20 protein-coding genes and 3 riboswitches are annotated in these 23,613 nt (G+C 32.2%); of the genes, 17 read left to right on the top strand and 3 right to left on the bottom strand.

Going from position 1 to position 23,613, the window contains the following annotated elements; translation table 11 throughout:
* From WBG30_RS13030 to WBG30_RS13075, 10 genes are all read left to right on the top strand, one after another.
* Window positions 1–309 (top strand): formate--tetrahydrofolate ligase (locus WBG30_RS13030; RefSeq protein WP_424505089.1); only part of this gene is annotated, 309 nt, incomplete at its 5' end.
* A riboswitch (purine riboswitch) is annotated at window positions 305–402 on the top strand. It overlaps the preceding gene by 5 nt.
* Window positions 403–498: 96 nt before the next feature.
* A complete protein-coding gene (locus WBG30_RS13035) occupies window positions 499–4,251 on the top strand; it encodes a phosphoribosylformylglycinamidine synthase (protein WP_424505090.1) in 3,753 nt (1,250 codons plus the stop codon).
* Between the two features lie 90 nt (window positions 4,252–4,341).
* Entirely contained in the window at window positions 4,342–4,821 is a 480-nt protein-coding gene (gene purE, locus WBG30_RS13040) for a 5-(carboxyamino)imidazole ribonucleotide mutase (RefSeq protein ID WP_424505091.1), read from the top strand.
* Between the two features lie 130 nt (window positions 4,822–4,951).
* Window positions 4,952–5,662, top strand: a complete 711-nt coding sequence (gene purC, locus WBG30_RS13045) for a phosphoribosylaminoimidazolesuccinocarboxamide synthase (RefSeq protein WP_424505092.1) — start codon at window positions 4,952–4,954, stop codon at window positions 5,660–5,662.
* Window positions 5,662–7,053 carry an amidophosphoribosyltransferase gene (gene purF / locus WBG30_RS13050; protein ID WP_424505093.1) on the top strand — a complete coding sequence of 464 codons (1,392 nt, stop codon included), beginning with the start codon at window positions 5,662–5,664 and terminating at the stop codon, window positions 7,051–7,053. The genes purC and purF overlap by 1 nt, the downstream gene beginning before the upstream one ends.
* 230 nt (window positions 7,054–7,283) lie before the next feature.
* On the top strand, window positions 7,284–8,285 hold the full coding sequence (gene purM / locus WBG30_RS13055) for a phosphoribosylformylglycinamidine cyclo-ligase (protein WP_424505094.1): 1,002 nt from the start codon (window positions 7,284–7,286) through the stop codon (window positions 8,283–8,285).
* A complete protein-coding gene (gene purN / locus WBG30_RS13060) occupies window positions 8,273–8,848 on the top strand; it encodes a phosphoribosylglycinamide formyltransferase (protein ID WP_424505095.1) in 576 nt (191 codons plus the stop codon). The genes purM and purN overlap by 13 nt, the downstream gene beginning before the upstream one ends.
* Window positions 8,849–8,882: 34 nt before the next feature.
* Window positions 8,883–10,376 (top strand): bifunctional phosphoribosylaminoimidazolecarboxamide formyltransferase/IMP cyclohydrolase, encoded by a 1,494-nt coding sequence (gene purH / locus WBG30_RS13065; RefSeq protein ID WP_424505096.1) that lies wholly within the window; start codon window positions 8,883–8,885, stop codon window positions 10,374–10,376.
* A gap of 234 nt (window positions 10,377–10,610) precedes the next feature.
* Window positions 10,611–11,867: a phosphoribosylamine--glycine ligase gene (purD, locus tag WBG30_RS13070; protein ID WP_424505097.1), complete on the top strand. Its 1,257-nt coding sequence runs from the start codon at window positions 10,611–10,613 to the stop codon at window positions 11,865–11,867.
* Window positions 11,868–12,073: 206 nt separating this feature from the next.
* Entirely contained in the window at window positions 12,074–12,844 is a 771-nt protein-coding gene (locus WBG30_RS13075; RefSeq protein WP_424505098.1) for a class I SAM-dependent DNA methyltransferase, read from the top strand.
* Between the two features lie 65 nt (window positions 12,845–12,909).
* Here the strand turns inward: WBG30_RS13075 and WBG30_RS13080 are convergent, their stop codons facing one another.
* Window positions 12,910–14,295 (bottom strand): alanine/glycine:cation symporter family protein, encoded by a 1,386-nt coding sequence (locus WBG30_RS13080; protein WP_424505099.1) that lies wholly within the window; start codon window positions 14,293–14,295, stop codon window positions 12,910–12,912.
* A gap of 89 nt (window positions 14,296–14,384) precedes the next feature.
* A riboswitch (glycine riboswitch) is annotated at window positions 14,385–14,479 on the bottom strand.
* 365 nt (window positions 14,480–14,844) lie between these two features.
* Window positions 14,845–14,985 (bottom strand): hypothetical protein, encoded by a 141-nt coding sequence (locus WBG30_RS13085; protein WP_424505100.1) that lies wholly within the window; start codon window positions 14,983–14,985, stop codon window positions 14,845–14,847.
* Between the two features lie 557 nt (window positions 14,986–15,542).
* On the opposite strand from WBG30_RS13085, the gene WBG30_RS13090 reads away from it, so the two are divergent.
* From WBG30_RS13090 to WBG30_RS13100, 3 genes are all read left to right on the top strand, one after another.
* Window positions 15,543–15,944: a PPC domain-containing DNA-binding protein gene (locus WBG30_RS13090; RefSeq protein ID WP_424505101.1), complete on the top strand. Its 402-nt coding sequence runs from the start codon at window positions 15,543–15,545 to the stop codon at window positions 15,942–15,944.
* Between the two features lie 27 nt (window positions 15,945–15,971).
* A riboswitch (purine riboswitch) is annotated at window positions 15,972–16,071 on the top strand.
* Window positions 16,072–16,146: 75 nt separating this feature from the next.
* Window positions 16,147–17,139 carry an adenosine deaminase gene (add, locus tag WBG30_RS13095; RefSeq protein ID WP_424505102.1) on the top strand — a complete coding sequence of 331 codons (993 nt, stop codon included), beginning with the start codon at window positions 16,147–16,149 and terminating at the stop codon, window positions 17,137–17,139.
* Between the two features lie 26 nt (window positions 17,140–17,165).
* Window positions 17,166–17,792, top strand: coding sequence for an MBL fold metallo-hydrolase (locus WBG30_RS13100; RefSeq protein ID WP_424505103.1), 627 nt, complete (start codon window positions 17,166–17,168; stop codon window positions 17,790–17,792).
* Window positions 17,793–17,845: 53 nt separating this feature from the next.
* Here the strand turns inward: WBG30_RS13100 and WBG30_RS13105 are convergent, their stop codons facing one another.
* The gene (locus WBG30_RS13105; protein ID WP_424505104.1) at window positions 17,846–18,532 is read right to left on the bottom strand and encodes a TetR/AcrR family transcriptional regulator; all 687 of its coding nucleotides are present in this window, start codon (window positions 18,530–18,532) and stop codon (window positions 17,846–17,848) included.
* Between the two features lie 506 nt (window positions 18,533–19,038).
* On the opposite strand from WBG30_RS13105, the gene WBG30_RS13110 reads away from it, so the two are divergent.
* The 4 genes from WBG30_RS13110 to WBG30_RS13125 form a co-directional block, all read left to right on the top strand.
* Window positions 19,039–20,364: a glycine/sarcosine/betaine reductase component B subunit gene (locus WBG30_RS13110; RefSeq protein ID WP_424505105.1), complete on the top strand. Its 1,326-nt coding sequence runs from the start codon at window positions 19,039–19,041 to the stop codon at window positions 20,362–20,364.
* Between the two features lie 15 nt (window positions 20,365–20,379).
* A complete protein-coding gene (gene grdH, locus WBG30_RS13115; RefSeq protein WP_424505106.1) occupies window positions 20,380–21,693 on the top strand; it encodes a betaine reductase selenoprotein B in 1,314 nt (437 codons plus the stop codon).
* A gap of 80 nt (window positions 21,694–21,773) precedes the next feature.
* Window positions 21,774–23,369, top strand: coding sequence for a BCCT family transporter (locus WBG30_RS13120; RefSeq protein ID WP_424505107.1), 1,596 nt, complete (start codon window positions 21,774–21,776; stop codon window positions 23,367–23,369).
* A gap of 128 nt (window positions 23,370–23,497) precedes the next feature.
* The coding region (locus WBG30_RS13125; protein WP_424504554.1) for an FAD-binding protein at window positions 23,498–23,613 on the top strand (116 nt) is incomplete at its 3' end.

Consider the following 23,613-nt stretch of genomic DNA (forward strand, 5'->3'; position numbering starts at 1 on the left):
ATATATGGTGGAGATGGAGTGGTATATACTAATAAAGCAAAAAAAATGATAAAGACATTAGTTGAACATGGATACGATAACTTACCTATCTGTATGTCGAAAACTCAAAAGTCTATCTCAGATGATGCTTCTTTAATGGGAAGACCAAGTGGATTTGAAGTTACAATAAATGAATTAAGATTGTCAGCTGGAGCAGGATTTATAGTAGCAATGGCTGGAGCTATCATGGACATGCCAGGACTACCAAAAATACCTTCGGCAGAATTGATCGATATAGATGAAAATGGAGTAATCTCTGGATTATTTTAAAAAAATTAAATAAACTTATATATACCCATAATATGGTTGGGAGTCTCTACGGTTTGCCTTAAATAAACCGCTATAAGTAAATGAAGTACGTGGTTAAATCCGGGGGCTATTTTTACTTATTAAAAATAGTTCCTGGATTTTTGTTATTAACAAAGAAATTATATTTATTCATAAAAATTAGGAGGAGTCATGAATCACCGTGTCTATGTAGAAAAAAAAGAAGAATTTGCTGTAGAAGCTAAAAAATTAAAAGTTGAATTAAAAGAAAATTTAAATTTAGCTCATTTGGAGCAGATCAGAATAATAAATATATATGATCTTTTCAATGTAAAAAAAGATGAAGTATCTACAATAAAAGAAGTGGTGCTTTCAGAAACTGTAGTAGATTATACTTACGATACTTTAGATTTAGAAGGTGAGAATTATCTAGCTGTAGAATTTTTACCTGGTCAATTTGATCAGAGGGCAGACTCAGCTATTCAATGTATAAATTTAATTTGTGAAGAAAGTGAAAATATAATATTAAAAACAGGGAAATTACTTATTTTTGGGGGGGAACTCTCACCTGAAGACATGAAGAAAATAAAAAAATATTATATAAACGAAGTCGAGATGAGAGAAAAAGAACTATCTAGCATGGTAGAAGACAAAATAACTCCTCCAGAGGAAGTTGAAATCTATAGTGATTTTAACTCTTATACAGAGGTTGAATTAGAAACATTTAGAAAAGTTTCTGGTTTAGCTATGACTACAGCCGATATAGTTCATATTCAAAAATATTTTAGGGATGAAGAAAAAAGAAACCCTAGTGAAACTGAGATAAAAGTACTTGATACTTATTGGTCAGATCACTGTAGACATACTACTTTTGAGACAATATTAGAAAAAATTACTTTACCAAAGGGAAGGTTTGAAGAAACTTTACAGGCAACGTTTAATGAATACCTAGAAAGCAGAAGGGACGCCCATGGAGCAAGGATAGATAAAAAACCTATGACTCTTATGGATATGGCTACCATATCAGCAAGAGAGATGAGAAAAAATGGTCTTTTAGATGATTTGGAAGTATCAGAAGAGATAAATGCTTGTTCTGTATACATAGATGTGGATATAGAAAAAAATGGTGAAAAGAAGATGGAAAAATGGTTATTGATGTTTAAAAATGAAACTCATAATCACCCTACAGAGATTGAACCATTTGGGGGAGCTTCTACTTGTATAGGAGGAGCCATAAGAGATCCATTATCTGGGAGATCATATATATATCAGGCTATCAGGGTAACAGGGTCAGCAAATCCGTTGGAGAAATTAGAAGATACTTTGCCAGGAAAATTATCTCAAAGAAAGATAACTACTGGAGCAGCACATGGATATTCATCTTATGGTAATCAAATCGGTGTGGCAACATCTCATGTAACAGAGATATATCATCAGGGGTATAAAGCTAAAAGGATGGAAGTAGGGGCGGTAGTTGCAGCTACTCCAGCAAGTAATGTACGCCGTGAAACTGCAAATCCTGGTGACAAGATCATATTACTCGGAGGGAAAACTGGTAGAGATGGATGTGGAGGAGCTACTGGTTCATCTAAAGAACATGATATCAACTCTATAACTACTTGTTCAGCGGAGGTCCAAAAAGGAAATGCTCCAGAAGAAAGAAAAATCCAAAAATTGTTTAGGAACCCAGAGGTAACTAAATTAATTAAAAAATGTAATGACTTTGGTGCTGGGGGAGTATCAGTAGCAATCGGAGAATTAGCAGATGGATTAATAATAAATTTAGATAAAGTACCTGTAAAATATAAGGGATTAAACGGTACAGAATTGGCTATTTCTGAATCACAAGAGAGAATGGCAGTGGTAGTAGAAGAAAAAGATGTAGAAAAATTCTTAGAATTATCTGACAATGAAAACTTAGAAGCAGTAGAGGTAGCAATAGTTACAGAGGAAAGAAGATTGATAATTAATTGGAAAGAAAAATCCATAGTAGATCTTAGTCGTGATTTTCTAGATACCAATGGTGTAACTGGATATATGGATATAGAAGTAGAGGCTCCAATTTCAGAAAATCCAATAGAAACTCCTAATACAAAAGGGGCAACACTGGAAGAAAAGGTTATGAATAGGGTAAGTTCCCTTAATGTAAGTTCTCAAAAAGGACTTATGGAGATGTTTGATTCAACTATTGGAGCAGGAACTGTACTTATGCCATTTGGTGGGAAATATCAACTTACTCCTACAGAGGGATCAATTCATAAAATACCACTACTAGAGGGAACTACAGATACAGCATCTGCTATAACTTGGGGATATAATCCATTAATTACTAAATGGTCACCCTATCATGGTGGAGCTTATGCAGTTTTAGAATCACTAGCTAAGATAGTAGCTATGGGTGGCGACTATAAGGATGTAAGATTATCATTCCAAGAGTATTTTGAAAAATTAGGAGGTAATCCTAAAAAATGGGGGAAACCATTTGCAGCTTTACTAGGAACTCAATACATAATGAAAAACTTTAACATCCCTGCTATTGGTGGTAAAGATAGTATGAGTGGAAGCTTTAATGATATAGATGTACCACCTACATTGATCTCATTTGGAGTAACGAAGGTTTTAGCTTCTAATGTAATCTCACCAGAATTAAAGGAAAGTGGAAATAATTTATATCTAATTAAACATAATATGAATGAGGACCTCATGCCTAATTTAGAGGAAATAAAAACTAATTTTGAATATATTCATGAGAATATAAAAAATAAAAAGATCATCTCGGCCATGACAATAAAAGGTGGAGGAGTAATTGAAGCTATCTCTAAGATGACCTTTGGAAATATGGTTGGAGCTAAGATTTTAATGAAAGAAGATGAATTATTTAAAATGGGATATGGATCTATTTTAGTTGAAACTCCTAATATCTTAGAAATTGATAATGCGGTTTTAATAGGAGAAACAATCTTATCTAGCGAACTAGTTATAAATGATAAAGTAATTAAATTAGAGGAATTATTAACTAAATGGAAGGGAACTTTAAATGAAATATTTCCTGAAATAGTAAAAGAAACTTCAATTGGAAATGAGAAATTAGAAATTGAAAACTGTGAAAGAAAAGAACTTGTAAAACCAAGAGAGAGAGTAGAAAATCCAAGAGTATTTGTACCAGCTTTCCCTGGGACTAACTGTGAATATGACTCTATGAAAGCATTTGCAAAAGAAGGGGCATTACCATTTACAATGACATTTAGAAACTTGACTATGGACCATATAACAAAATCTATAGATGAGATGGCAAATCACATAGACAACTGTGAAATTTTAATGCTACCTGGAGGGTTCTCAGCAGGAGATGAACCAGAAGGGTCAGCCAAATTTATAGCGACTATCCTTAGAAATGAAAAGATAAAAGGTGCAGTAGAAAGATTATTAAAAAGAGATGGATTGATCTTAGGAATATGTAATGGATTCCAAGCACTTGTAAAATCTGGACTATTGCCTAATGGAGTAATCGGAGATTTAGATGAGAATTCTCCTACTCTGACTTATAACGATATCAACAGACATATATCAAAAATTGTAACAACTAAGGTTGTATGCAATAACTCACCATGGTTCACTGATATTGCAGTGGGATCAAAACATCAAATAGCTGTATCTCATGGAGAAGGAAAATTTGTTGTAGGAGAGGAAAAACTAAAAGAATTAATAGAAAATGGTCAAATAGTAACTCAATATATTGACTTAGATGGAAATCCAACTAATCATGGAGAATATAATCCAAATGGATCTGTCTATGCAATAGAAGGGATAACTTCTAAAGATGGAAGAATATTTGGTAAGATGGGTCATTCAGAAAGAACAGGAGAGAATTTATATAAAAATATCATAGGAGATAAGGAACAAAATATCTTCAGAAATGGTGTGAATTATTTCAGAAACAGGTAATTGTATCGGATTTTATATCTGCCAAAGGAAGCTTAATATGGGCAAGATGTTGAGGGATTAAAAATATTTTTAAATAAAAGGAGAGAGTTTATGAAGGTAGCTATTATATTTGGAAGTAAATCGGATACAGATGTTATGAAAGGGGCAGCCAAATGCTTGAGAGAGTTTGAGATTGAATTTGAAGCACATATATTATCAGCTCACAGGGTGCCAGAAAAATTGGTAGAGACATTAAAAAGACTAGAAGGAGAAGATACGCAAGCAATAATTGCCGGGGCGGGATTAGCTGCTCATCTACCAGGGGTAATAGCTTCAAAGACAATACTGCCAGTCGTAGGAGTACCGATCAGAGCGGCACTAGATGGAATGGATGCATTATTATCTATCGTACAGATGCCAAAATCTATCCCAGTAGCGACAGTTGGAATAAATAATTCGTATAATGCAGGGATGTTAGTAGTAGAAATATTAGCACTTAAATATCCTGAAGTTAGAGAAAGATTAATAGCATTTAGAGAAAATATGAAGAAAAATTTCATTGCAGATAATGAGAGTGGAGTAGAGTTATAAAAAAAATTACTAATTGAGATTTAATAATATAAATAGACGTTGGAACTACAGTGAATATATAGATTGAATCATACAGAATTTGTATGATTCATGATAAAAAAATTTAATTTGAATAAATCGGAGGATAGAGATGGAAAAGAGAGAATTTATATATGAAGGTAAAGCTAAACAAGTATACGCTACAGACAATGAAAATTTGGTAATTATACATTATAAGGATGATGCTACTGCTGGAAATGGAGAAAAGAAAGGAATTATCTCTAATAAAGGAGTTATGAATAATGAAATTACAACTATATTATTTGAAAATTTGGAAAAAAATGGAATTAAGACTCACTTTAAAGAAAAATTAAATGATAGAGATCAATTATGTGAGAAATTGGAAATATTTCCATTAGAAGTAATAGTAAGAAATATAATAGCTGGATCTATGGCTAAGAGGGTAGGAATTGAAGAAGGAACTAAACCTGAAAACACTATCTTTGAAATATGCTATAAAAATGATGAATTTGGTGATCCACTTATCAACGACCATCATGCAGTAGCCATGGGATTGGCTACATATGATGAACTAAAGACAATATATGAGATAACTGAAAAAATAAATATTCTCTTGCTTACAGCTTTCGGAAATGAAGGGATAGATTTAGTAGATTTCAAAATTGAATTTGGAAAAAATGCTGCTGGAGAGATAGTTTTAGCCGATGAAATTTCACCAGATACTTGCAGGTTATGGGATAAAGTTACAGGACAAAAATTAGATAAAGATAGATTTAGAAGAGATTTAGGAAGTATAGAGGAAGCATATATAGAAATATTAAAAAGACTAGGAGCAAAATAATGGTTATATATAACGAATCAGAGAAGATGGAAGAGGAATGTGGTGTATTTGGGATTTATTCCAAAGAAGACAAAAAAGACATAGCAGGACTTATCTACTATGGTTTGTGCTCATTACAGCACAGGGGACAAGAAAGTGCAGGAATGAGTATATCTAAAGATGAAAATATAAAAACCTATAAAGGTCAAGGGTTAGTTTCAGATGTATTTTCAGAAACAACTCTAAAAGAAACAGTAGGGAATGTAGGAATAGGTCATGTAAGATACTCTACAGCTGGTGGATCGTGTGAGGGGAATGCACAACCACTACAAAGACATTCTAAATTAGGAGATATAGCTGTAGCTCATAATGGGAACCTTATTAATCCCATGATAATCAAAGAGTTATTAGAAGATGCAGGGGTGGTATTTCAAACTACTACCGATTCAGAAGTTATCATAAACATGATGGCTAGAAGATCTAAAAATGGATTAAAATCAACGTTAGTAGACACTATCTCAGCTATAAAGGGATCTTTTGCTCTAGTAATAGCTGTACAAGGTAAATTGATTGGGATAAGAGATCCCTACGGTATTAGACCACTTTGCATGGGGAAACTAGAGGATGGAAGTATAGTACTGGCATCTGAATCATGTGCTTTAGACTCTGTAGGAGCAGAATTAATCAGAGATATAAACGCAGGAGAGATCGTCATAATAGATGAGAATGGTATAGAAGCAATCAACTATAACGAACAGTCACATAAAGCCCCTTGCTCATTTGAACATATTTATTTTGCTAGACCAGATTCTGTGATAGATGGATTGGATGTATATAAAAGTAGATATGAAACAGGGGTAAAACTTTGGGAACAAGGAAAGGTAGAAGCAGATATCGTGATAGGTGTTCCAGATTCTGGATTGCCAGCAGCTCAAGGATATGCAATAGCTTCAGGGATACCATTTGTGACTGGGTTAGTAAAAAATAAATATATTGGGAGAACATTTATAAAACCATCTCAAGAACTTCGTGAAAGAGCTGTAAGGGTAAAATTAAACCCTATTAGATCTATGATAGAGGGTAAAAGAGTAGTGGTAATAGACGATTCATTGGTTCGTGGAACTACAAGTAAAAAGTTAATAGAGATGTTAAGAGGAGCAGGAGCTACAGAAGTTCACTTCAGATCTGCAAGCCCGGCAGTAATGCATCCATGTTATTTTGGTGTAGATATAGCTTATAGAAAGGAACTTCTAGCTGCAGAGATGTCTGTAGATGAGATATGTGAATATATCGGTGCAGATAGTCTAGACTTTTTAAAACTGGATAATTTGACCGACACTTTGGGGAGTAAAAGTTTCTGTATGGGATGTTTTAGCGGAATATATCCTATGTCTACAGTAGCGAATATGTAATTATTATAACTCCTTTCTTGTTGTCGTTTCCTCTCAGATCAGAGGAACTATCGCTAGTTATTTTAGCTATGGTTTCTCTAGTTTTAGAGAAATCATAAGAAGGAGGAGTGAAAAGAGTCAAAATATAATAGATCATATAGTCTTTCTCCCTATCGTGAATTTTAGTAATTGCAAAACATGTACCGATAGGAGAAAGAGAGTAAAAATAAAAATAATATTAGGAGGCTGTAATGTCAACAATTTCATATAAAGATGCAGGAGTAAATAAGGAAGAGGGATACAAATCAGTAGGATTAATGAAGGATTTAGTAAAGAAAACACACAATAAAAATGTACTTACTGGTTTAGGAAGTTTTGGTGCAATGTATCAATTGGGACAGATGAAAGATCCAATCTTGGTATCTGGAACAGATGGTGTAGGAACTAAATTGGAAATAGCATTCAAAACTAAAACTTATGATACTGTAGGAATTGATTGTGTGGCTATGTGTGTAAATGATGTATTATGCCACGGAGCTAAACCATTATTTTTCTTAGATTATATGGCTTGTGGAAAGTTAGATGCAGATGTCGCGGCGACACTTGTGAGTGGAATAACGGAAGGATGTTTACAATCTGATGCAGCCTTAGTTGGTGGAGAAACAGCAGAGATGCCAGGATTTTATAAAGATGGAGACTATGATATAGCTGGATTTACAGTAGGAGTAGTAGAAAAAGAAGACCTTATAGATGGATCAAAGATAGAAGAAGGAGATACAATAATAGCATTACCTTCATCAGGGGTACACAGTAACGGATTTTCTTTGGTAAGAAAATTAGTAAATGATTATGATGCCAAATATGGTGATAAAACAATAGGAGAGGAATTACTTACTCCTACAAGAATATATGTAAAACCCATCTTAGAACTTATTAAAAAGCATAGAATAAACGGCCTGGCTCATATGACAGGTGGGGGAATAATTGAAAATTTACCTAGAGTAATACCAGCAGGATTAGAAGCTGTAGTAGAAAAATCATCAATAAAAATACTTCCTATCTTTAAACACCTAATGTCATTAGGTGTAGATGAATCTGAGATGTGGGGAACATTTAACATGGGAGTAGGATTTGTAATAATAGCTAACTCTAGTGAAAAAGCTGGAATAATCAAAACTTTGGAGGAGTTAGGAGAAGCTCCTTATGAGATAGGAACTATATCTAAGGGAGATAATGGAATATGTTTAAGATAGCAGTTTTGATATCTGGTGGTGGAAGTAACTTACAATCCATAATTGATAATGTCTCTACATCAAAAGTAGAGTATGAGATATCTTGTGTTATAGCAGATAGAGAATGTTATGGTATTGAGAGGGCAGAACAAAGTAATATAGTGACAAAAATATTTGATAGAAAGATTTTAAAAAAAGATATATCTAAGAAGATAGATGAATATTTAGAAAAAAAGGTAGATCTAATAGTTTTAGCAGGATTTCTATCGATTTTGGATGAAAATTTTATAAATAACAGGAGAGGGAGGATAATAAATATCCACCCTTCCCTTTTACCTAAGTTTGGCGGACCTGGAATGTTTGGGATGAAAATTCACCGAGCAGTAATAGAAGCTAAAGAATCTGAATCTGGGTGTACAGTTCATTATGTAGATGTAGGGATAGATGAAGGTGAGATAATAGAGCAAATAAAAGTAAAAGTTGATCCAGAAGATAATGCAGAAATCTTACAAAAGAAAGTATTGGTAGAAGAACATAAGTTGTTGCCAAGGGCTATTGAGCGAGTACTATATAATTTCAAATAAAAAGTTGTAAATACACACAGAGGAGGATATACAAGTGAAAAGAGCATTGATATCAGTTTTTGATAAAACAGGAATAGTGGAATTTGCAAGTTTTTTAATATCACAAGGAATAGAGATAATTTCTACAGGTGGGACATATAGACATCTAAAAGAAAATAATATAGCTGTATTAGATGTAGCAGAAGTAACACAGGCAGAAGAGATGTTAAATGGAAGGGTAAAAACTTTGCATCCAATTATCCATGGGGGTATTTTGGCTGTTAGGGACAACGAGGAACATATGAAAACCCTAAAAGAAAGAAATATAACTACAATAGATATGGTGATAGTTAATTTATATCCATTTTTTAAAGAGGTACAAAATGATATTTCATTTGAAGCCAAGGTAGAGTTTATAGATATTGGTGGACCTACAATGCTTAGATCTGCTGCTAAGTCATTTAAAGATGTGGTAGTAATCTCTAACACTTCTGACTATAATGTAGTAAAGAAAGAGATGGAAGCAGGGAAAGTAACTTTCGAAACCAAGAAGAGGCTAGCAGGAAAGGTGTTTAATCTAACATCAGCCTATGATGCTGCTATATCTAACTTTTTATTAGAGGGAGAGATGCCAGAATATTTGAGTACATCGTATGTTAAAAAGATGGACTTAAGATATGGTGAAAACCCACATCAAAAATCTGCTTACTATGTATCTACAACTGAAAATGGGGCTATGAAAGATTTTGATCAATTAAATGGAAAGGAATTATCTTTTAATAATATAAGAGATATGGATGTGGCATGGAAGGTAGCTAATGAATTTGAAATACCTGCATGTTGTGGGCTAAAGCATTCTACCCCTTGTGGAGTAGGAATTGCAGAAAATACCTATGATGCGTATATGAAGGCGTATAATTGTGATCCTATTTCTATATTTGGTGGAATAGTAGCTTTTAACAAAAAAGTAGATGGTAAAACTGCTGAGGAGTTAAAGAAAATATTCTTGGAAATAGTAATTGCTCCTGATTTTACAGAGGAAGCCTTAACAATATTAAAGACAAAGAAAAACTTGAGAATAATAAAGGCATATCAAAAACCATGTGATAAGGTAGAATATGTAAAGGTAGATGGTGGTATCTTAGTACAGGATAGGGATACAGCATTCTCTAATGACTTTAAAGTAGTAACTGAAAAATCTCCTACAGAATCAGAAATGACAGACTTAGTATTTGGAATGAAGGTAGTAAAACATGTAAAATCCAATGCTATAGTAGTAGTAAAAGATGGAATGGCTAAAGGGATAGGAACTGGTGAGACCAATAGAATATGGGCTACAAAACAAGCTATTGAGAGAGCTGGAGATGGGGCGATATTAGCATCAGATGCATTTTTCCCATTCAGAGATGTAGTAGATGCCTGTGCAGCAGCAAAGATTGGTGGAATAGCTCAGCCTGGTGGATCAATGAGAGATCAAGAATCTATAGATGCATGTAATGAACATGGCATATCTATGGTACTTACAGGGATAAGACATTTTAAACACTAAAAAATAAGTGATAAATAACTGAACTTTTTTGACACAGAGTTCCACATAATTAAAAGAGGGGTACACAGAGTTTTTATTTTCTCTGTGTTACTCTTTTTATTCTCGGAGTATCTCTGTGTTCAGTTTTTTATCTATGAATTTAGTATTTATAGAGTTTTGATTGGAGTAAAATATTAAGTAAGGAATTAAAAACTAATATATCTGAATAAAAATATAGAGAAAAAGGAGTGAATTATGAGAATTTTAATTATAGGTAGTGGCGGTCGTGAACATGCTATTGCATGGAAATTTGCTCAAAATAGTAAAGTGGAAAAAATATATGTATCGCCAGGAAATGCTGGAACGGAACTACTAGATAGATGTGAAAATATAGAGCTATCCAATATTGAAGAGATGGTAAACTTTGCCAAGAAGAATAAAGTTGGTCTGACCATGGTAGGATCTGAGGAGTTATTAGTAGAAGGAATAGTAGATAAATTTGAAGAAAAGGGACTGATTGTATTTGGTCCAGATAAAAAATCTGCAATTTTAGAGGGAAGCAAAGCCTACTCTAAAGATTTTATGAAAAAATATGGGGTAAAAACAGCTGCCTATGAGATCTTTAATGATTATGATGGTGCTATAAAGTATCTAGATAAAATAGAATATCCAACTGTTATAAAAGCTAGTGGATTAGCTGCAGGAAAGGGTGTAATTATAGCTCAAAATAAAGTCGAAGCTGTGGAAGCGGTCAAAGATATGATGTTAGACCATAAATTTAGTGAAGCTGGATCTGAAATAGTTATAGAGGAATTTCTTGAAGGAGTAGAAGCGTCAATATTATCTATTACAGATGGTAATACCATAGTTCCATTTATATCTGCTAAGGATCATAAAAAGATCGGAGAAGGAGAAATAGGATTAAATACAGGAGGAATGGGAGTAATAGCTCCTAATCCATATGTAACACCCGATATTATGAAAGGCTTTATCAATGATATTATGACTCCTACCTTGGAAGGATTAAAAGCGGAGAATATGAAGTTTAATGGTGTTATATTCTTTGGATTGATGATAACTAAAAAAGGAATATACTCATTGGAATATAATATGAGGCTAGGAGATCCTGAAACTCAAGCTGTGTTGCCACTTATGGAAAATGATTTTTTAGAAATTTTAGAGATGTGTATAGATGGAAATTTAGATAAAGTTGAGATGAATTGGAAAGACGCTTCTGCTTGTTGTGTTGTAGGAGTATCTGGGGGATATCCTGAAAATTACAAAAAAGGATATGAGATAAGAGGTCTTTTAGACGTAGAGGATCTAGTCTTTATTGCAGGGGCCAAATTAGAAAAAGGAAAAATTTTAACTAATGGTGGACGCGTGATAAATATAGTTAGTTTAGGAGAAACTTTAGAGGTTGCTTGCAAAAATACATATAGTTCTATGGAAAAAATAAACTTTGAAGGGTTATATTGTAGGAAAGATATTGGAAAGATTGATAACCTATAAATTTTGTTTAAAATAGTAAAAAATAAGAATAAAAGATGATTTCTGTATTTTGTAGAAGTCATCTTTTATATTTTAATGCAGTTTCTTAGAGGTTATAGTGGAGGATAAAAAATGTTGGTTTATGAGTTGTAAAGTATATAATTTATCATTTAAATAAAGTATACTTATAAAAGGTTGAGTTATTCTAGATATTTAGGAGGGCACCAATGAGCAAAAGTCTAGATAAACTCCATGATGAACTAAATGAACTTGAAAAATTGTTATTTCCTTTATATTCAGAACATGTAGAATTATTTGAATCTATATTTAACGTTTTTACTATACAGAATAACTCAGAAGTTTATAGAAAATTTTATATTGATGACAGTAGATATTATAATTTAGGGAGATATATGAAAATACAAAATAATAGAGAATATTTTAATAATAACGTAGATAAATGGATTGATTATTTAACTAATGATAGAACCTTTGCCATTGAAGAAAGTTTAAAATTAATGAATGTTGATAAGGAAAATCACATTTTAGAGATTGGTTCAGGGACAGGAACTTTTTATTCTTTTTTAGATTTAAATAAATCAGAAAACTATCTAGGAGTAGATATCTCAGAAGAAATGTTAGGAGAGTTAAAAAAAAAATTTCCTAAAGTGAAGACTTGCTGTATAGACTTTGAAAAAAAAATAAATTTAGAGCGAAAGTTTGATATTGTAGTATTATTTGACAGTATTCCCCACTTTGAAAGATTAGATATTTTATTTGAAAATGCTATGGGACTCTTAAATAAGGGAGGAGTTTTTTATATAATACATTCTAAAACTAGAAATCAATTGAAAGAACATCATAAAAAAATAAATTATATTCTAAACAGGGATGCTATTCCTAATGATATAAGTTTAGAAAAAGAATGCTCAAAATTAGATTTGAAAAATATTGTGATAAAAGATGAAAAATTCTTTTTTTTTAGTTGTCAAAAATAAGTTGTTGTAATTAAAAAGGCTTCCAAAATTTGGAAGCCATATTTTTGATATTCCACTTTTTTTCTCTAAACCATTTTTTTCTTTTTTTCTTTTACTTTTAATTCCTCAAAATAATCTTTTGTTTCTTTTATAATCACTCCACTAAGAGCAATTAAACCAATTAAGTTTGGAATAGCCATAAGTCCATTAACTATATCAGCTACAACCCAAATGAGCTCTAATCTGATGAATGGTCCTATGGCAATTAAGAATATAAAGATTGCTTTAAAGTATTTTATTCCTTTTACACCACAAAGATATACAGTACATCTTTCACCATAGTAATTCCAACCAAGGATTGTAGTGAAGGCAAAGAAAATAATACCAATATTGACGATAAGACCACCGATACCCCCAAATGTAAGAAGGTTATTAAATGCGGCGTTGGTAACTTCTGCTCCAGCAAGATCTGCATGATTCCAAAATCCAGAAGAAATAAGTACAAGACCAGTCATAGTACAAACTACAATAGTGTCAAAGAATGTACCAGTCATAGAAATTAATCCTTGTCTTACACAAGAATTTGTTCTAGCAGCAGCAGATGCGATAGGAGCTGATCCTAAACCAGATTCATTAGAGAAAACTCCTCTAGCTACCCCTGCTTTTAATGCTAGAGCTACTCCTGCTCCTGCAAATCCTCCTACAGCAGCATGACCATTGAATGCACTACTAATAACTAAATTAAATGCGGCTATAGTAGCACTTTTATCCATAAGAAGTATTATTGTCGCTCCAAAGACATAAAATAGAGCCATAAATGGAACTACAATCTCTGAAACTCTAGAGATACTTTTTATCCCTCCTACAGTTACAGCAGCTACACTAACTGTTAATAGTACTGCGACTATGATTCTTGGAACTCCAAATCCACCACTTACTCCCGTAACAATTGCATTTACTTGAGCAAAAGTTCCAATTCCAAAGAATGCAACTCCAATTCCAAATACAGCAAAAGATTTTGCTAAGAACTTACCAAGCCTTTTATTTTTAAGCCCCCCTTCTAAATAATACATGGGCCCTCCAGCTTGTTGTCCGTTCTCATCTTTCGTTCTGTATTTGATGGCTAAAAGTCCTTCTGAATATTTAGTTGCCATTCCAAAGAATGCCGCCATCCACATCCAGAATAAAGCTCCTGGCCCTCCTAATCGAATAGCGGTTGCTACTCCTACAATGTTTCCAGTACCAATAGTTGCCGCCAGTGCAGTACAAAGTGCAGCAAAACTACTTACGTCACCTTCACCAGTATCATCACTATCTTTTATAAAAAGATATTTAAGTGCCAATGGAAGTTTGAAAATTTGTAGTAATCCCAGTCGTACTGTTAGATAAACTCCTGTTCCTACTAGTAATATTAATAGCGGTGGTCCCCATACAAAGTTATTTATTGCTTGAAAAAAATTAAGTGTATCCATATTTAGTGCCTCCCTTTTGCTTATAGGGAATTTAATTATATATACATAAAAAACTATATATAAAAATACATAGATTTATTGATATACAAATAAATTCCTCTGTCCCTTTTACCTGAGAGTTTCGCCCTTTTAAGGGTTTGCTCCTTCGGTGTCCATTATTTTGGATCTCTCCAGAGGTTCGTCCAGTATAGGTCCCACTTTTATTAAATAAAAGCACCTGAAAGTTTTACTTCTTCGGCGATAACTTCTTATCTTCTCCCTATACCTTCAACCGATTTTTAACTTATATATTATACATAATAAAAAATTATTTTTTAAAATGAAAATTATATTTATTAAAAGACATCTTATGTGGAATATCCCTATGATATTAGCACATAAAATTTAAGAAAACAATAGATTAGTGAAAAAAATCGCGATTAATTTTAATTAATATTTAGTTTTATAACGCAAAAGTTAAGAAAATGGATAGGGAGGGAGTTATGTAGATCTTCGGAATTATAAACTTATATATTTAATTTAAAAAAAAGGTATAAAAAAAGCAAGATATTATCTTGCCTCTGCTTCTTCTATTTCTTTTATTTTTATCTTTCTTTTAACATTTGATTTAACTAATGCTTTACCTAATTTTTTACTTTTGTTTTTATTTTTCCCTTTTATTTTAACAGCTTTCGTTTTACCTTTTTTCATTTGTTCCTCCTAAAATTCAATCAAACTAAAAGCGTCAATAATAATAACAGCTTTTTTGTATTCTATATTGTATCATATTTATACTAAATAAAGATGAAATACTAGTAATGATTATAATATAAATGAATTGTTGAATTGAAATCTTATATATACTTGGAAAAGATTAAGTTTTCATAGAGTATATTTTATACGATTTTCTAGAGGTTGACTTCTTAAAAACTTAAAGTTAAGATTAATTTGAGAATCTAGACTATAAAAATAAAATTTATTAAATTTAATACTATTGAAGAATTGAATTATTTGAGAAATTGTCGTGTCTCTTTAAAATAAAAAAATTTTTTTAAACTTTTTTCGAACTTTCTTCGACTAATTAGTATAAGCAAATGAAAATAGTAATATTTTTTCATTTCTTTCTTTCCTTAAAATAAAATATAAAATAAAAGCCTCTTGACTGTGTGACTATTACAGTTGGGAGGCCTTTTATTTTAGACTTGTATCTTTTATTTAAATGTAGTAGCATTAATCTTAGAATACATAAGAGAGGAGAAATATAAAAAATGGAAATATATGCTATTAGATTGACTGAGGGTATGGATTTAAAAATTGAAATACAGAGGGTAGTTAAAGAAAAGCAAATAAAAGCAGGAATTATACTTTCTTCTGTAGGTTGTGTATCAAAGGCTAGATTTAGAGTGGCTGATGGGATAAATGTTAAACAAATTAATAAAAATATGGAAATACTTTCATTGAATGGGACTCTTTCTCCTAATGGTGTTCATCTACATATAAGTTATAGCAATCAAGAAGGAGTTAGTTTTGGGGGGCATCTTGTAGAAGGAAATATTGTTAATACAACGTGTGAATTAGTAATAGGAATATTGGGAAATTATAAATTTACTAGGGTTATGGATCCGAACACAGGTTATGGAGAATTGATCACTAAAACACAAGAGTTGTAATTGACAGAACGGTAAAAAATTGTTATTATATTAATAATAATTTAACATCGTATAACTCCAATAATATGGTTTGGAGGTTTCTACCAGGTACCTATAATTCCTGATTACGAAGAGGGTCTGTTCATAACAGCGTTCTTTGTAATGGGGATTTTTTTATTACTTAGAAATCTATATATCGGATCAAATAATAGGAGGAATAAGAATGAGTTATAAGGAAATGCCAAAAATTGATCTACACTGCCATTTAGATGGAAGTTTAAGGGCTGAAACAGTTTTGGATATAATAAAAAAAAATAAACTAGAATTAACGCAAAATTTAGAAGATATCAAAGAGTGGCTAACTGCACCTTTAAGCTGTGCCTCGTTGGATGAATATCTGAGATCTTTTGATTTACCTATAGCTATTATGCAGAGTAAAGAAGATTTAGAAAGGGTATCTTTTGAGTTGATGGAAGATGCAGCCTTGGAAAATATAAAATATATAGAGGTAAGATTTGCTCCTCAGCAACATATGGAAAATGGATTGACTACAAAAGAGATAATTGAGAGTGTACTACGTGGAATGAGGAGAGCAGAAAAAAAATATGATATAAAGGGAAACTATATTTTGTCATGTATGAGACATCTATCGGCAGAATCAGCTATGAAAATAGTTGAGGAGGGAAGGATGTTTATAGGTAAAGGTGTTGAGGCAGTAGACCTTTGTGGTGGAGAAGTGGCAGGATTTTGCCATAAATTTATTGATCCTATGAAAAAAGCCAAAGAATATGGATATAGGATAACTATCCATGCAGGGGAAACAGGTATAGGTCAAAATGTTGTTGATGCCATTGAGCTTTTAGGAGCAGAGAGAATTGGACATGGAGTATTTATAACTAATAGTGAAAAAGCGTATAATCTAGTCAAGGAAAGAAAGATTCCATTAGAAATATGCCCTACAAGTAATGTCCAGACTAAAGCTGTAAAAAATTATGAAGAACATCCAATATATGATTTTCATAATGATGAAATTGTGGTAACATTAAATACAGACAATAGAACTGTTTCAAATACTACTATGACTGAAGAATATGTTCAAATAGAAAAATCTTTTAAGTTGAAAAAAAGTGAATATACGGATATATATTTAAACAGTGTAGAAGCAGCTTTTATCTCAGAGGATGAAAAACAAAGATTAAGGGGATATTTAAAATAAGTAGAGATAGAAATTGTGGAGGAGTTATGGAAATAAAAAAAATTATTTGCGGGATAATTACAAATAATAATTATATTTTAATAAAAGGGAATGATTGTTTAATTGTAGATTTAAGTGATTTTGGTAGTATTGATAAGGTTATAGAAGAATCTAAATTAAATGTCCTGGGAGTTTTATTAACTCATACTCATTGGGATCATTTATTAGGTGTGGAAAAATTTGTAAATAAGTATCAAGTTCCAGTATATCTTAGTTCTAATCGACCAAACTATATAATGGACGCTGATTTTGATTATACTATAAAAAAATATGGAATAAAAACAAGATTTGATGTAAATAAGATAGAGATGAAATATCTAGATGAAGGGAAACAAAAAATAGGGGAGTTTGATTTTTTTGTAATAGATACTCCAGGGCATACTACTTGTTCTATCGTATACTATTTTCAAATAGAAAAAGTAATGTTTACAGGAGATTTTTTGTTCAAAAATACTATCGGTATAACCAATACACAACTAAGTAATAAAGGACAGATGAAAGAAAGTCTAAAAAAAATAAAAACATATCCTAGTGATATAAATGTTTATCCAGGACATGGAGAAAATACAAACTTAAAACATGAAAAAATTCATAATAGATTTTTAAGGAGATAAAAATAATAATTAGTAAAAAAATTAGGAGTAGCCTTAGACTACTCCTAATTTTTTTACTTTAATAATCCACACTCTTCTAGAGTGAATAATTTATAACAGTTTTTTATGTATTTGATAGCTCTATTACATAAAACTCTACGTCTATAAATATTTTCAGGTTTTGTAGCTTCTTCTAAAAGACCCTTATAGATAAGAACCTGCATATTATTGATAGTAGTTATATTACTTGGAGAAATCAGTTTTTTTCGAGCAATCTTTATCAAAAGGATCTTATTTCTCTCGTAAATATCTAATTTTAAGATCATACGATGAAATTTTGCAAATGAGGTTGTTATTTCTTCTGGATAAATCTTATAGAATTCTTTGATCTCGTAATAGTTTTCAAAATCTTTTCTATTAAAATCTAAATTAGAAAAAAATACAGATTTATATATATCTGGTTTTTCAAATGAACATTTACAAAAAAATTCCCAAACGAGAATAGATTCTTCCAATGGATTTTCTGCTTTTTCAGTATATGAATCTAATCCAGTGATATATTCATTTAAAAACTTCATACAAGTTAAAAGAATCAAATGGTCTAAATTCTTAAAATATGTATAGAGAGTTGCACTGTTATAACCTGTTATTTTTGCAACTTTTCTGATACTAACCTCTTCTAAGCCTTCATCTTGAATAATAGTCATAGTCGCATCGATAAAAAGCCGTTTTACATTTAATTTTCGTTCTAGTCTGGTCATCTTTTCTTTTCTCTCCTGTAAGTTAATCTAGTTATTAACTAAGTATATAATAAAAACACCAAAAACAAAATAGTTTATTTTATTATTTTATTTAAAATACAAAAGGTTTCATTCGGTTTTAAATTTTTTTTTCACAAAGTAGGTAAAATATTAATGATAAAAAAGAATATGTATATATTTATTAAGAGTATTTAATATTCTTTTTAGAACTATCACATTATGAATAGTGAATATATTCCGGGATAAAGTTTTGAAATGTGACATGAAGTTTCAAAAACGGATCTATTTTTATTTTTATTTTCCATTTGATTGGAAACGTTGATTTTAGTAAGAGTTTGATAAAAAAATAACTTTAGTTGAAAAAAAGTGTTGACTTATAAAATTTTATAGGTTATAAATTAAGTAGATAAAAGTTAATCGCGATTAGAAAACAACCTTGATTGATAAAATGAAGGATGCGGTTGAGTTTTAACCTTGATTAAAAAAAACGAAAAAGAGGTGAAGTAATGAAACTTGAATTGGGAAATTTTTATGTGAAAGATGTTAAGTTTGGGGATACTACAGCGTATGTAAATGGTATTCTTACAATTAACAAGGAAGAAGCCTTGGCTTATGTTATGGAAGATGAGCATATTACCGAAGCAGACATTGTTATCGCAAGACCTGGGGAAAATAAGAGAATCGTTCCTGTAAAGGAAGCAATTGAACCTAGATGTAGAGTAAATGGAAATCCAGTATTTCCAGGTGTAACTGGTGGAATGACTCCAGCAGGTAGCGGAAGAACGCATGCATTAAAAAATACTAGTGTTTTAGCAGTAGGAAAGCACTGGGGAAGTTTTGGAGACGGAATGATAGATATGAGTGGAGAAGGAGCCGATTTAACTTATTTCTCTAAACTTATTAATATTTGTCTTGTAGCTAATACAGATGAAGAGTTCGAAAGATTTGAACAACAAAAGAAAAACAAAGCTCTTAGATGGGGTGCAATGAGACTTTCTGAGTATGTTGGAAATGCAGTTAAAGAATTAGAACCTGAAGAAATTGAAGAATTTGAATTAGGTCCAATCATCAAAAGAGACGAAAAAATAAAAGCACTTCCAGCAGTTGTATATGTAATGCAACCACAATCACAAATGGAAGAAGCTGGATACAATGACTTAGTATACGGATGGGATGCAAACAGAATGCTTCCAACGTTTATGAATCCAAATGAAATTTTAGACGGAGCAATCATCAGTGGTTCATTCATGCCTTGTTCATCTAAATGGTCTACATATGATATGCAAAACTGTCCTACAATCAAAGAATTATACAAAGCACATGGAGAAACTATTAACTTCTTAGGTGTTATTATGTCTAACTTGAACGTAGCGATGGAACAAAAAGAAAGATCCGCTATATTCGTAGCTCAAATGGCTAAGTCATTAGGAGCAGATGGAGCTATCTTAGCAGAAGAAGGATACGGAAATCCAGATGCTGACTTTATTGCATGTTTCGATGCTTTAGAAGACGTAGGAGTAAAAACTGTAGGAATAACAAATGAGTGTACAGGTAGAGACGGTCAGTCTCAACCATTAGTTGTATTAAGTGAAAAAGCTAATGCAATTGTTTCTTGTGGAAATGTATCACAGTTAATCAAATTACCACCAATGGAAGAAGTAATCGGAGAATTAGCAGCATTAGGTAGAGATGGTTTATCTGGTGGATGGGAAGGCGACGAGAAATTAGGTGCTTCAGTTAAAGAAGACGGTTCAGTTATTTTAGAAAATAACTCTATGTTCTGTGGAGATCAAGTACTTGGATGGTCTCAAAAAACAATGAAAGAATTTTAAGGAGGATTAAACAGTATGAAAAAAGCAATTTTATATATAAATCAATTTTTCGCTGGAATTGGTGGGGAAGACAAAGCCGATCATGCTCCAGAGATTAGAGAAGGATTAGTAGGACCTTCATTAGCATTAGACGCAGCATTAAAGAATGCAGAAGTAACTCATACAGTTGTTTGTGGAGATAACTTCATGGGTTCTAATCAAGATGAAGCAGTAGAAAGAATTTTAGCATTTTTAGAAGGTAAAGAATTTGACATCTTCTTCGCAGGACCATCTTTTCAAGCAGGAAGATATGGGAATGCTTGTGGAGTAATCTGTAAAGCTGTTAAAGAAAAATTTGGAGTTCCTGTAATTTCATCTATGCATATAGAAAATCCAGGAGTAGAAATGTTTAAAAAAGAAGTTGTTATTTTCCCAGGGGGTAGAAGTGCCGCTGCAATGAGAAAAGATACTAAGAAAATGGCTGCTTATGGAGATAAAGTTTTATCTGGAGAAAAAATTGGAACAGCTGAAGAAGAAGGATTCTATGTAAGAGGAATTAGACATCAAGTTATTGACTTTACAATGGAACCTGCAGCAGTTAGAGGAGTTAAAATGCTTCTTAAAAAATTAGCTGGAGAAGAATATGTAACTGAGTTACCTATTCCAAAAAGTGATAGAGTAGAAATAGCACCAGCTATTAAAGATTTATCAACTGCAAAAATAGCATTTGTTACTACAGGTGGAATAGTACCAGTAGCAAACCCTGACAGAATTCAATCTGCATCAGCTACAAGATGGGGAATGTATGACATTAGTGAAATGCCAAGATTAGAAGCTGGAGTATTTAAAACTATCCATGCAGGTTATGACCCAGCAGCAGCAGACGCAGACCCTAACGTATGTGTACCTTTAGATGCATTAAGAGCATATGAAACTGAAGGGAAAATTGGAAGCATAGATTCACATTTCTATACTACAGTTGGAACTGGAACTACTGAAGCAGAAGCAACTAGAATGGCTGAAGAAATTGTACCATTCTTAAAAGAACACGGTGTTGACGCTGTGATCATGACTTCTACATGAGGTACTTGTACTCGTTGTGGAACAACGATGGTAAAAGCAATAGAAAAAGCAGGTTTCCCAATTGTACAAATGGCAAACTTAGTACCAGTAGCTAAAACAGTAGGTGCTAATAAGATAGTTCCTACAATCTCAATTCCATATCCATTAGGAGACCCTAGTACTTCTAAAGAAGAACAATGGAAATTAAGATATCATAGAGTAGGAGTTGCTTTAGACGCACTTGCTACTGATATTGAAGATCAAACAGTATTTGAAGTAAAATTCTAATTCTAATTCAATAGGGGAGCTATCATGCTCCCCTATTAATTTGCTTTAACAATTACAATTTAAATAAAAAGGAGGATTTTATGAGCACAGATAAAAAAATATTTAAAAGTGAATCAAAGACTGATGCTACCTTTTATGTGTCTATAGTACTGACATTATCGATAGTATTATGGGGATTATTAGCACCTGCAAGTTTTAAAAAGGCAGGTAGCATGACGTTTACTTACCTTATAGATAGTTATGGTTGGTTATATACATTATCAATGTCATTATTCGTAGCATTTTGTGGGTATTTAGCATTCAGTAGATATGGAAAAATAAAATTAGGTGCCGATGATTCTAAACCTGAATATACCTTGATATCATGGTTCGCTATGTTATTTTCTGCAGGAATGGGGATAGGATTAGTATTCTGGGGAGCAGCAGAACCTATGAATTTCTATGTTAATCCAATCATAGGAATTGAAGGTGGAACACCTAGAGCAGCAGCGTTTGCTATGCAACAATCATTTATGCATTGGGGATTACATCCATGGGCTAACTACTCTGTATTGGCTTTAGTTATGGCTTATATGCAGTTTAGAAAGGGAAAACCTGCGTTAGTAAGTAGTGTTTTTATTCCTATTGTAGGAGAAAAATTAGTTAAATCATGGTTTGGAAAAATGATAGATGTATTTGCAATTTTTGCCACTGTGGCAGGAGTAGCAACATCTTTAGGATTGGGAACTTATCAAATAAATGCAGGTTTAAACTATTTATTTGGTGTACCTGAAACTGCAACAATCCAAGTTTTAATAGTAGCAGTAATAACTGCAATCTTTATGATCTCAGCTATGGCTGGAGTGGATAAAGGAATGAAATTTATATCTAACTTAAATGTAGGAGTAATCCTAGTAATGTTAGTTATTTGTTTCTTAGTGGGACCTACGTTATTAATATTAAAAGTATTTATAGAGTCTTTAGGAAATTATCTAGGTGGATTTGTAGGTGCCAGTTTCGAAATGGGAACGTTTACAAATGACCCTTGGTTTGGATCTTGGACAATATTCTACTGGGCATGGTGGATAGCATGGGCTCCATTCGTAGGAAGTTTCATAGCTAGAATATCTAAAGGTAGAACAATCAGAGAATTTATTACAGGAGTATTATTAGCTCCTACCTTAGCTTCGTTTATCTGGTTTGCGGTATTTGGAAGTATGGGACTAGCACAGGGATTAGATCTTGCAAAAGAAGCTATTGTATCGACTCCTACAGCACTTTTTGTAGTATTGAGTAAGTACCCGATGGGTATGGCTATCTCAGTTATTGCAGTAGTTTTATTATGTACTTTCTTTATAACATCAGCAGATGCTGCGACATTTGTACTTGGGATGTTAAGTTCTAAAGGTGACTTAAACCCACCAGTTTCTAAAAAACTTCTTTGGGGAGCTATTCAATCAGGACTTGCTTTAGCACTTATGTTATCAGGTGGAGATCAAGGTCTTGTTATGTTACAGACCATATCTCTGGTCGCCGCTTTCCCATTTATATTCATAATGTTTTTTGCCATGGCATCCTTGGTCAAGGCATTAAAAGGGGAAAATATGAAAGAAATAGAGGCTAAAATAGAGGCTGAAGAAGAGGCTGAAATGAAAAAAGCCATAGAAGGAAAGAAAGAGTTAGAATCAGTAAACTAAAGATAGTGGTTTAAGTATTAAATAAGAATAAAAAAATTCTAAAAAAATTTTTTAAAAATAGTGTTTTATTTTTGGTAATAATATGCTATTATTAAGAAAAAAATATATAAAATGAACAGGAGGATACAATGTCAAAAATATACGACCTTATAGTAGTAGGAGCAGGACCAGCAGGATTATCTGCAGCTTTATATGCAGGAAGATCAAAATTATCTACATTAGTATTGGAAAAAAGTAAAACAGG

The sequence above is a fragment of the Psychrilyobacter sp. genome, from assembly GCF_049671765.1.
Taxonomy (GTDB): domain Bacteria; phylum Fusobacteriota; class Fusobacteriia; order Fusobacteriales; family Fusobacteriaceae; genus Psychrilyobacter.